The 12,296-nt window shown below is 34.3% G+C and carries 10 protein-coding genes; all 10 read right to left on the bottom strand.

The annotated features are described in order from the left end of the window. Window positions 1-40 precede the first annotated feature (40 nt). Window positions 41-1,729 (bottom strand): SpaH/EbpB family LPXTG-anchored major pilin, encoded by a 1,689-nt coding sequence (locus CBF31_RS07735; RefSeq protein ID WP_126831939.1) that lies wholly within the window; start codon window positions 1,727-1,729, stop codon window positions 41-43. Further along, a complete protein-coding gene (locus CBF31_RS07740; protein WP_126831809.1) occupies window positions 1,730-6,073 on the bottom strand; it encodes a SpaA isopeptide-forming pilin-related protein in 4,344 nt (1,447 codons plus the stop codon). It abuts the gene before it with no gap. A 242-nt stretch (window positions 6,074-6,315) separates the two neighbouring features. After that, a complete protein-coding gene (locus tag CBF31_RS07745) occupies window positions 6,316-7,179 on the bottom strand; it encodes a helix-turn-helix domain-containing protein (RefSeq protein ID WP_126831810.1) in 864 nt (287 codons plus the stop codon). 285 nt (window positions 7,180-7,464) lie between these two features. Then, entirely contained in the window at window positions 7,465-7,593 is a 129-nt protein-coding gene (locus CBF31_RS11260) for a hypothetical protein (protein ID WP_281272811.1), read from the bottom strand. Window positions 7,594-7,686: 93 nt separating this feature from the next. Next, a complete protein-coding gene (gene rpsI, locus CBF31_RS07750) occupies window positions 7,687-8,079 on the bottom strand; it encodes a 30S ribosomal protein S9 (protein ID WP_126831811.1) in 393 nt (130 codons plus the stop codon). Between the two features lie 13 nt (window positions 8,080-8,092). Further along, window positions 8,093-8,521, bottom strand: a complete 429-nt coding sequence (gene rplM, locus CBF31_RS07755; RefSeq protein ID WP_302470558.1) for a 50S ribosomal protein L13 — start codon at window positions 8,519-8,521, stop codon at window positions 8,093-8,095. 162 nt (window positions 8,522-8,683) lie between these two features. Then, window positions 8,684-9,427, bottom strand: a complete 744-nt coding sequence (gene truA / locus CBF31_RS07760) for a tRNA pseudouridine(38-40) synthase TruA (RefSeq protein WP_126831813.1) — start codon at window positions 9,425-9,427, stop codon at window positions 8,684-8,686. 60 nt (window positions 9,428-9,487) lie between these two features. Next, the gene (locus CBF31_RS07765; RefSeq protein WP_126831814.1) at window positions 9,488-10,285 is read right to left on the bottom strand and encodes an energy-coupling factor transporter transmembrane component T family protein; all 798 of its coding nucleotides are present in this window, start codon (window positions 10,283-10,285) and stop codon (window positions 9,488-9,490) included. Further along, a complete protein-coding gene (locus CBF31_RS07770; protein ID WP_126831815.1) occupies window positions 10,285-11,160 on the bottom strand; it encodes an energy-coupling factor ABC transporter ATP-binding protein in 876 nt (291 codons plus the stop codon). The genes CBF31_RS07765 and CBF31_RS07770 overlap by 1 nt, the downstream gene beginning before the upstream one ends. Next, entirely contained in the window at window positions 11,136-11,978 is an 843-nt protein-coding gene (locus tag CBF31_RS07775; RefSeq protein WP_126831816.1) for an energy-coupling factor ABC transporter ATP-binding protein, read from the bottom strand. The genes CBF31_RS07770 and CBF31_RS07775 overlap by 25 nt, the downstream gene beginning before the upstream one ends. Between the last annotated feature and the right edge of the window lie 318 nt (window positions 11,979-12,296).

The raw sequence follows: 12,296 nt of genomic DNA on the forward strand, positions 1-12,296 counted from the left end.
AATTCTAATCAGCTAGCTGATTAGAATTCTTTTATCTTGATTAATTTGTTTCTTTTTTACGTCTTGTTACCATTACCATTGCCACTAACATTAACCCTAAACCTGAAGCTGTAAATAGGATTGTTCCCATTCCGCCTGTTGTTGGTAAGTGCCAACCTGATTTTGAGTTTTCAACTGTTACTTCTTTATCCATTACTTTATCCACAACTGTGACTTCAACTGGTTTTGTTAATAGACGGTATGATTTAACTTCACCATCTTCAGTTTTATAGGTAGGTGCTTTTGTTTCATGCAAGTAATAAACACCTGGTGTTAGACCAGTAATTTTGATTTCACCTTTATCACTAGTCACTAAGTTAGCTAATACACCATCATGCGCTGCATCATTAACATTAATAATTGTTCCTTTTGCATCAACAACATTTTTTCCTTCTTTATCTGTTGTTAATTTAAATTCTGCACCTGCTAATTTAACTGATTTATCTGATTTATCAACCTTAACTACTTTAATACCACCTTCTTTAGGCGTTACTGTTACTGGTGGTGTTGTTGGTGGTGTTGTTGGATCTGAAAAACCACCTTTTTTATTATCAAATGTTAAACTAGCTGTATTTGGAATACCTGTTTCATCTGGAGCTAATTTTGCATCTGGTTTAATTGTTGACGCAAATGTAATAACGATATCTGAGTTTGGTGTTAAATTAGAAAAATCTTTAACTGACCATACTAATGTTTGACCTTCTTGTTTAAAGTCAATATTTTCTTTCTCAGTCCCTTTTACACTCCAAGTACCTGCATAAGTTAAACGATCGTCTAATGTATCTGTTACACCTAACGTTTTATACTTAGTAATATCTTTAGGAACACCAATTGTTAAGTTATAAACGTATTCTTTACTACGATCAACTTCATATTCTTTTATATCTTCTACATCTTTTTTAATTGTTGGAACTTTGTAGTTTGTTACTTGACCTTTTTCATCTACAAAACCATCAATAGCTTTCCAGCTTACTGTATTTTGTTTGCCTTTTTCTACTTCAAACATAATTCTTTCATTATTTAACACTAAACCTTCTAATGTTTTAGATTCAACGAAATAATACGTACCTTGTGCTAATCCTGTAACTTTAATTTGACCTTCTTCATTCGTTGTTAATGTTTTAATTTTTTCATCTTTTGAATTATATAAATCAAATTCAACGCCTACTAACACTTTTCCATCTTCACCAACTTTAGTTAGCGTTGCATCCCCACGGATAATTTCATTTTTAGGGAATAATTTAACATCATAATTAAGCTCTGTTCCTGCTTCGTTTGTCATTGGTACATCAATTGTGTACGTGCGTTCGTCACGAATAACATGATCTGGTGCAGACACTTCTTTTACTTCATAACGCCCTAATTCTAGGCCCTCAGTTTTAGTTAAAACAACTTCGCCTTTATCGTTTGTTATGCCAGATAATTTTTTATCGCCTTTAAATTCTTCCCATGAATCTTTTTCTTCATTGTATTTGTGGGTCATCGTTAACTCATACGTTACACCAGCTAAAGGAATAGCTTTAACTTCTTTACCTGAATCTTTACCTTCTTGTTCATATTTCGTAATCGTTACTTTAGGTTCTGCAGCATCACCTTTTACCTCATAAGCTTGTGCTAATGTTGGGAAAATAATCGCTGCTACAAAGTTAATAGCAAGGAATAATCCCATTAATTTACCTTTAAGTTTCATTTACTTCACTCCTCTTTTCTTTTTAGTTGTTACCATATAAAGACTACCTACCATTAATAAACCACCAACGGCATAAAATACTAACGTCCCCATGCCACCTGTATTAGGTAAATAAGTTTTATTCTTAGTATTTTTAACTGTTAACTTAATATTTGTTTCTTTTTCTGTAATTTCAAAATTAATAGGTTTACTTAAAATCTTATAACCTGATGGAGCTTTCGTTTCAATCAATTGATAGCTACCTAATGCCAAGTCAGCTAATTTCGCCTCCCCTTTTGCATTGGTAACAAGTTTCCCTACTGATTTACCATCCTTAGTCTTCACTTCAAATTCAGCTCCTGCTAAATGAATGGTTTGCCCCTCTTCACCCAACTCATCTGATATTTTTGTGATTACTAAGTTACCTTTAACTAATGGTGGAATAACCTTCACTTCATTAGATGGTTTTGGCTTATCATTAAGGATTAATTCAGCTTGATTAGGGACACCACCTTTTTTAATAAATGGTAGTAATTGTTCATCTGTTGCATCTTTTGAAATCGTTGATTTAATAATCAAACGATAAGTGTCATTTGCTAAGTAAGAAAAATTGCTATTCTTCTTATTCAAATCAAATCGCACCAAGTTCGTTTTGTGATCGACTGTCAACTTACCATTCGCCGTCACATCTTGATTTTTTTTATTTACAACCTTCACATCTTTAATCGTCAATACTTTATTGAGTTGATCTGATAATTGAACCTTATCCCATTCACCTGAATAATTCCCAAAATCATAATCTACTTCCCATGTAAATTCTTCATCTCTATTTTTAAGCTCTAACGGATTCTTGCTACCATTGACTGTTTTTTCAACGACCGGTTCTTTTATATCATAATTCATATAAACACCTACTCGTAGAGGTTCAACAGGTTGACCCTCATCTGTCGCAACAGCAAACGAGTTATACGCCGCTCTTTCCATAGGCTCAATTTTGCTATCTAAAAGTGTTCTATTAGATACTTCGTCTTGTGTCGGTGCTGTCATAGAGAATAAAACATCCATATTAACACCTTTAATCCAAGTTTTATTCGGTAATAATTCAATCTTGAAGGAATTAATTTTGCTCCAATCTTTAATATCACTTTGTTTCTTCCAATTTGGATTTTGAGACCCAGTTGGATTCGTTAACTTAGGTGTATACTCAGGGTAATTAGTCTGACGCATTAAATCATCACGGTTAGGAGTCGTTGCCTCACTATAATAAACAGAGACTTTATTTTGCCACTCTGTAGGTAATAGGATTGGCCCATTAAGTTTTAAACTAAAATGAGATCCTCGAGCAATATTATCCGTAATACCTAAATCACCTACTGATGGTAAAACATCAATCAATGTCATAGACGATAAATCTTTTCCAGTTGTGTTTGTCATATGTAATTTATAGTCAACATTACCACCTGGTACAGTCTTAGCCATCTTAGACCAGTCTTCCTCAGGCCCTTTTACAAATTTTTCTGTTTGAATATCATATTTTCCAATCATTGAATATGAGTTACCTGATTTGACACGAGGTTGATCCCCTTTTTTACCATCACCATTTAAATCATCTGCATCAGTTTGAAGAACTGTATTTGTTAAGCTCTCTCCACTAACTGTAGGTACTTTTAACGAGGCATCTCCTGAAAAACCATACACATCGAAAAGTAATGTGCTCGGTGCATTTTTGTCAATATTCACATTTAAAAACGCTTGGAAATTTCCACCTATATCCATTCTCTCTTCAGGCCACGTAACTTTTACTAATTGACGACCACTATTATTATAATTATCACTTACCAATTCATATTTTCCATCAACTAGATTGTTACGGTTACCATAAAATAGAGCGTTAGGTTCCTTATTCACAGTGACACCTATCGGTAACAAAGCTACAGTTTCCACAGGTTTATTTACTTTCGCAATCGAACTTTTATTAGTTTTAAAAATCATGCGCATTTTATTTTGACCTGGTTCAACAATATTTCCTTCCTGTTGCATTAGATTAACACCCACCTCAACAACTGGTGCAATACTTTTAGGACGTGGAATTATTGTCGCATGACGATCCCCTGATATATTAGTTTTACCGGTATAAAGTTGTGAAACTTCTTCTCTATAATTAAAAGGAAAATAACTATCTTTTTTGTAGCCGTTTGTTTTTTTATTATAAGTAGACTGTCCTCTCATATTTACTTTATTTTCAACCACACCCGTATAACCTTTTTTTACATCAAAACGGTAGGCTATTGATGTACCTGAATTCAATTGAGAAGGAATAGTACCAGTAAAGACAAAGCTAAGTTTGGTAATCTGTTGATTTTCTGATAACCCTAAGTCTGACCTAAACAACCAAACATTCTGTTCTGGATTTTCTTTGACAACAGTTTTTAAAGCATTTGTTTTCAGGTCCTTATAGGTAAGCACTATATTATATTTGGGTGTTGGAACTATTGGAATCTCTTTAGCTACTTGCTCATTCGTAGTTCCTTTGTACCACGTCCCACCTGGCGTTTTTACGCCCTTTAGAATTAAATTTGGATCTATATCATAATCAACAATGAACTCTTTTAGATCATGAGCCGCTCCATATTTAAACGATGTTATATTGTGCGCGAAGGCTAAGCTTGCATCATCATATACACTAGGATTAGCATCTAATTGTTTTTTAGGAGCTATTCCATTTTTCCCATCTTTTGGACCATGGTGTCCCATTACTATAACTGTACCTTTAATATCCCCAGTAGACGGTACTGATTCTGTAATTTTAATGCTATTACTTGTTTTAGCTGCTGGACTCAATGCTATTCCATCAATAAATGTAGCTCCTACACTAGCCTTATTTGTTAGTGTCTTATCTATCCATTTTTTATCATTTTCAACTTTCAAAATAACTCTTAGATTTTTATTAAATAGCGCTCCACCATTCCTCACATCTGCTTGTTCCTCTATAGAAGGAGCCTTGAATACCCACTTTATTTTACCACCTGCTAAACTTGTAGGTTTTGTACCCGCTGGACCATCTACCATTTCCTTATAAGTCAAGCCTGCCGGTAATTCATCTTCTACTACAATATCAGAACCCGGTTGTAGATACATTTGACCTAGATTTTTCTTTGGTATATTCACTTTTATCAACCATTCAGTTTCACTGCCAATTAACGGGGGAACCTCGTTACCACTTAAAGTTGCCTTTTTAAACTCTTTAGTAATTGAACTTGATATAGATGAATCGATTGTTACAATCGAACTATCTTCTAATGACGAAGCATTAGACATACTAAGAACCCCTACTATTTCCATATCGGTTCCATTTGGAATAATTCCATTATGAGTATCGATTTCAATAATACGTTCATACGTACGACCTGATTTTAATTGAGGGAAGTTATAGATTAATGTTTTTTCTTTTAAATCAAAAACAGGTCTGATTCCTTCAATCTCTAACTCTTTCAAAGCTAACTCCGAGGCATCAAAACTTGCATAAGAAGATAATGGTAAATCAATCTTTAAGACTGCATCTTTATAATTGATTTGTGCGCCTGTTGTTTTTAGAATCATTCGATACAAAGCTTTTTTGCCAGACTCGACAGTCTTGTGAATTGCATCAATTGCTATATCGCGTTGTAAACCATCATTCCTTTCCACTACTGGTGTAGCAAAGGTTTGGCTGGCTTCTACTGGTTGAATCACCTCTTCAATAACGGGCCGATTTTCTTTCTTAGATTCCGATTCAACTGTAACTGTTTCCGTCCCTTTAATCCCTGATGTTTCAGAAACCTTATCAGACTCAGCTGTTACCTTTTCCTCTGATATTTTCTCTTCTGCTTCAACAGAAGTTTCAATTCCGCTATTTTGATTCTCTACAGTACTTGTTTCTGTTTCTTGACTAATAATGGGTGACATTTTATGATTTACTGTTCCAACAGTCCCATTTTCTAACGATCCTTCTATTTTCACAGTCGCTTCTTGGCTTTCAGATTGTTCTAATTCAACATAAAGTACTTCCCACTTACCTTCTGGGGTAATCTTTATTTCTCTATCTTTTAAAGTTACACCCTCAACAATTGGAACACTTAATTGTCTATCACTATAGACATTATTAAATTTTCCATTATCAAGAGTAATCTTTGTTGATTTCAACTCATCTTTAGCCGTAGTCTTGATTTCTAGTATTTTACTTTTTGATCTTGCTATTTCTATTTCACGTACTACAAACAACTCCGAATTTGTTTCTTCAGCAAACACCTCATTTAAACTTAAAAGGGGTGTAATATTTGGTAGTAGCAACATAAAAATAACTAAAATTGACCAAACCTTCTTCACTAACTGCACCTCCTAAAATAATCAAAAATTAATTTTATAACCCCCGAACTCCCCTCTCTTTAACGTGTTAAAGCAATAGTTAGATAATTACTATCTAATAAATAGCTTATAAATTCATGAGCTTATCCTTATTTATAAGCTTTATAATCTAAGATTACCAGTTTGAAAAAACAAAAAAAGCCTTTTTATGTATTAAAAAAGGCTTTTTTATCAACTTTATTAAACTATTAACAACCCTGTGTTTATTTAATGTTTTTCGAACGGTATCTGTGCGGCGTTTCATTAAACCTTGATTTAAAAGCTAATCTAAACGCTTTCTCACTCGGAAAGCCCGTTCGAAAAGAAATCAAACTAATTGGCATATCTGTATGAATCAAAAGATGATGAGATTTCTGCACTCGAACAGAGTTAACAAATGCCATTAAACTAATATCTAAATTTTCTTTAAATAGCTTTTGTAAAAAACTAATCGAAACATTAAATGTCTCAGCTAAACTTGATGTTGTCAGGTCCTCATGATAGTGACTTTCAATATAAGATACTATTTCATACAATCTCACTCCTTTTCCAGGTATTTGATAACCCAAATGCGGTGAATCTACTTCTACCATCCAATCCTTAACAAGTAGATATATTAATTTATAAGTATTTTTTAAAATTTCTAACTTTTTAAGCTCATTTTCTTCACCCATTACTGAAAAATAAAGCCTTTCTAAACAATCAGATAACAGCTCACTTTTTTTACAAGCCATACCAAATAAAGCAGAAGGTTCCGAAATAAATCGCTTATAAGTATAATCAGGAATAAGTAAGGTTAAAAGCTCATACGAAATAACAAATGTCATTGCGTCCAACTCCTTATCATACTTAGGAACAATACTGTGAACTTCTGCAGAATTAACAACCAATACCATGCCCGGGTACGTCTCATAAGTCACTCCTTCAATCTTAATTTCATGATTAGTTCCGGAACGCATATAAAATAGTTCTAAAGAACTATGCCAATGAGGTGCTATCGATCTAGTACTATGATTAGCACTATAATGTAGCCACTTAATCGGAATTTCAATAGTATCATACGTGATAAGTTCATGCTTGACCTTCATTCAACCCTCAAATCCTCTCTACTTGACAATTAAAAATAATAACTTTAAATAAGTCCCCATCTCCTATTTACAAATTAATTATACTCAAAATGATTTTCATAAACTAATAAGACACTTTATAAACATTATTAATAAATAATAATAATCGTTTTTCAAACGATTGTAGCAGCAACTCACAAGCCTTTCAATAAAAAATCGATTTGAAAAATGACAACTTTATATTGCCACTTGACTCCTTGTTAATAAATTTTAAAATAAAAAAAGTTATCCACAGTGGATAACTTTTTATTTGTTATATATTTTCGGACCTTTACGCATATTTTTTCGGTCATTCTTAGGTGTTTCCATTTTTTTAGAACGTCCACCTGATTGTTTATTTTTTATAATTTCTAACATTTTATCTTTTGAGCTCATTATTATTCCTCTTTTCTCACTTAGCTGTTTCAATAAAAAAAGACGTTTCGCAACATAGTGCGAAACGTCCGAAAGTTTGTTGTATAAAGTTTCTTAACGTTTTGAGAATTGAGAAGCTTTACGGGCTTTCTTAAGACCTGGTTTTTTACGTTCAACCATACGTGAGTCACGAGTAAGAAGACCAGCTGATTTCAATGGAGCACGGAAATCTGGATCAACGTTTAATAACGCACGAGCGATACCATGACGAGTAGCACCTGATTGTCCTGCATATCCACCACCGTGAACATTTACGAATACGTCATAAGCGCCTTCTGTTGCAGTTGCAGCGAAAGGTTGGTTAATGACAGCGCGTAAGTCAGCATGTGGGATATATTCTTCGATTGCTTTATCATTCATAATGATTTTTCCTGTACCTGGTACTAGACGTACGCGAGCTACAGAGTTTTTACGACGGCCTGTGCCGATATATTGTACTTTAGCCAATGAATTTTCCTCCTTAAATTAAGTTAGTAATATCTAAAACTTCTGGTTGTTGTGCTTGATGTTCATGTTCTGAACCACCGTACACGTGTAATTTAGATAATTGTTTACGACCTAAAGTATTTTTAGGTAGCATTCCTTTAACAGATGTTTCGATTAAACGACGTGAATTTTTATCACGTAATTCACCAGCTGAAACTGATTTTAAACCACCTGGGTACATGCTGTGACGGTAATACATTTTGTCTGAAGCTTTGTTCCCTGTTAATTTAATTTTGTCTGCATTGATTACGATTACGAAATCACCAGTATCCACATGAGGTGTGAATGTTGGTTTGTTTTTTCCACGTAGAATAGATGCTACTACTGCTGATAAGCGTCCCATTGGGATATCAGTAGCGTCCACTACGTACCATTTACGTTCTACTTCGCCAGCTTTGGCCATATATGTTGTACGCACGTTTGTTTCCTCCAATTTATAGTTCTGTTTTTGTTTGACACAATAAGTTTCCGGGGCTCATCGTGGGGCAAACAATACCATCTATCATGATATAGCTTAATTAGTTAATTGTCAATAAGTTAAGAAAATAAACTGAAAATAATTCTGTTATTTATATCTTACTTCCATCAAATATAACCCCTCTGGATGAGCCGTTGGACCTGCAAGATTTCGATCTTTTTTGTCTATAATCGTTGTTATTTGCTCAACTGGCATACGATTATTACCAATTTTTAGCAAAGTGCCTACCATAATACGCACCATTTTATATAAAAAACCATTACCAGAAAATACAAAACGAATTTGGGTCTCACTCACTTGTTCTACCTTCGCTTCATAAATCGTTCTTACTTTATCTTCAATCTCTGTTCCAGTTGCACAAAATCCAGAAAAATCATGTTCGCCTAGTAATAATTCTGCTGCTTTTTTCATTTTTTCAATATCTAACTCATACGGGAAAAAAGCCGCATAGCGTCTTGAAAAAGGACTACGAGGACGGCCTATATCAACGTAAAAATGATACGTTTTCCCCTTTGCAAGATACCTCGCATGAAATTCATCATCAACTAATTCCACAGATTTAACCGCAATATCCTCAGGTGACTGTGTATCAAACGCATGCCGTAATTTCTCTTCATCTCGCTTCTGAGGCATGTCAAAATGAATCACTTGTCCTTCAGCATGTACACCTGAATCTGTCCGTCCTGACCCATGTATTGGGACATGAACACCATTATTAAACTTAGTTAACGTCTTTTCCAACTCCTGCTGAACCGTTTTACCATTATCCTGTGTTTGAAACCCACAATAATCTGTGCCATCATAAGCAATCACTGCTTTATATCTCGGCATATCATTTCCTCCTCTAAAAAAGCAGCCCCCTATTGAAAGAGAGCTGCTTAGATAATCTAATTAGTAACGTAAATAGACTAATGCAACGGTAACCAGCGCAAAAACAATAACCACCATCGTATCTTTCATATACCACTTTAACTGTCTATACTTACTTCTACCTTCTCCACCTTGATACCCTCGCGCTTCCATAGCAATTGCTAAATCTTCCGCACGATTAAAACTGCTTACAAACAAAGGAATCAGTAGTGGAACTATAGCTTTCATTTTTTGTGCTAAATTTCCTTCACCAAAGTCAACACCACGAGCTCTTTGTGCATTCATAATTTTCTCGGTCTCATCCATCAATGTCGGAACAAATCTTAAAGCAATTGACAACATTAAAGAGACTTCATGTGCAGGAAATTTTACTACTTTTAACGGTCTCAATAAGTACTCAATTGCATCCGATAAGGCAAGTGGCGCTGTTGTTAGAGTCAATAATGTTGACATAAAAATAATCAACACAAAACGACTAAAAATAAAAGCCCCATTCCTTAAACCTAATTCTGTTAAGGATATAATACCAAACTCGAAGTAAACAGTACCACCTTTTGTAAACAAGACCTGAAGGACCACCGTAAATAAAATCAACCAAATTAACGGTTTAACACCTCTAATAAAAAACTTGATGCTCACTTTCGACAATAAAATCATTCCTAAAGTAAAGACCAACATAAATGCATAGCTTTGGAAATTATTACATAAAAAAATAATTCCTATAAAATAAAAACTAGCTAATAGCTTAGCCCTTGGATCAAGACGATGAATAATCGAATCACCTGGAATGTAACGACCAAATATTAATTTTTCAAGCATTAGTTGTCACCTACTTTCTGACTTTCTGACAACTGTTTCTTTAACACCACAGCCAATTCCTCTGTAGTTAAAGGTAACGAATCAAAATGAAACCCTTTAGCTTTTAACTTTAAAGCAAATTCCGTTGCGGTCGGAACACCTAATTGTTTCTCACGTAGCCACTCTACATCAGAGAAGACTGTCTTAGGGTCACCTTTTTTTACAACAGTCCCTTTTTCCAAAACAACAACATAATCAGCATAATTAACTACATCGTCCATAACATGCGTCACTAATACGATAGTAATCCCTTTCTCCTTATGTAGCCTATCAAACATTTCAAGCATCTCAAGCCTACCTTGAGGATCTAATCCCGCAGTAGGCTCATCTAGAACTAGTACAGAAGGTTCCATCGCCAAAACACCAGCGATGGCAACACGTCTCATTTGGCCTCCAGACAACTCAAAAGGTGACTTGTCCTTGTATGACTCATCAAGTCCAACAAGGTCTAGAACCTCATTTACAAGACTCTCACACGACTCTTCACTCACACCAAAGTTCTTAGGACCAAATGAAATATCTTTAGCAACAGTTTCTTCAAACAATTGAGCTTCTGGAAACTGAAAGACTATTCCAACTTCTTTACGAATTGGCTTTAAATTCTTATTGTTAGTTTCGCTAGTTATTATCCTATCACCAATAGCCACTTGACCTTCTGTAGGTTTAACCAAAGCATTAAGATGCTGTAATAAAGTAGATTTACCACTTCCTGTATGACCAACTATAGCAGTGTAACTGCCTTCACTAATATCTAAATTAATATCATATAATGCTTTATATTCAAAAGGAGTGAACGGTTGGTAAGTATAAGCTACTTTTTCAAACTTGATGTCCATAACCAATCCACCATCCTTTCATCCGTCATATACTCAACTGGAACTTCTAATCCATTAGCTTTAAGTTCCTTCTTCAATTTTTCTGGGAATGGAACATCTAACCCCATTCCGACTAATTTATCCCCAGCAGCAAATATTTCTTCCGGAGTCCCTTCTTTAATCATCTCACCTTTTTTCATAACCAATACTCTGTTAGCATTCGCAGCTTCATCAATATCATGAGTTATAGAAATAACTGTTAAATTTTTTTCATCCTTCAATTGTTTAATTGTAGAAATTACTTCTAATCTACCTTTAGGGTCTAACATACTAGTTGCTTCATCTAAAATAATGACATCTGGTCTTAAAGCTACCACACCAGCAATTGCGACACGTTGTTTTTGACCCCCAGATAAACGCGCTGGTTCTTTAGTTTTAAAATCAGACATACGAACTCGATCTAAAGCATCTGAAACTCTAATTAACATATCTTCTCGAGGGATTCCTTGATTTTCCAATCCAAATGCAACATCGTCTTCAACAGTTGAACCTACAAATTGATTATCAGGATTTTGAAAAACCATCCCGACACGTTTTCTAATATCCCAGACTGATTCTTCAGATAAAGGAACTTCCCCTACCATAACTTCTCCATTATTAGGTAATATCAGACCATTGATTGTCTTTGCCAAAGTTGATTTTCCAGAACCATTATGACCAATAATAGCTACCCATTCTCCTTCAAAAATATCGAAAGAAACATTATTTAAAGCTAAACTTTCGTTTTCTTCTTCTTGATAGCTAAAACAAACATTTTTTAATTCTATGATTGGTTTCATCTCGTTACCTCTCTTAACCTAATTTCTAAAAATAAATAAAAAAATAAAGCTAACAATATATGGTTAGCTTTTGACATACTGCACACCATACTTTAACACGTATAACAGTAACAAATAACGGACCTTGATTCAAGAAATCAAGCTTCGTTTTATTTATATATACAGATTTAAATGATTCCCTTAACTTCATTTCATTTAAAATAAAGTATTTTTTTCTACTTACGACAAGTCATAAGTAGAAAAAAACACTTTATGATGAGTGCATACTCCCTAGTCAAACTAGGGAGATGCCACGAGCTAGACTCGGAAGTAAACTTC

Source organism: Vagococcus fessus, assembly GCF_003987565.1.
Classification (GTDB): Bacteria; Bacillota; Bacilli; order Lactobacillales; family Vagococcaceae; genus Vagococcus_D; species Vagococcus_D fessus.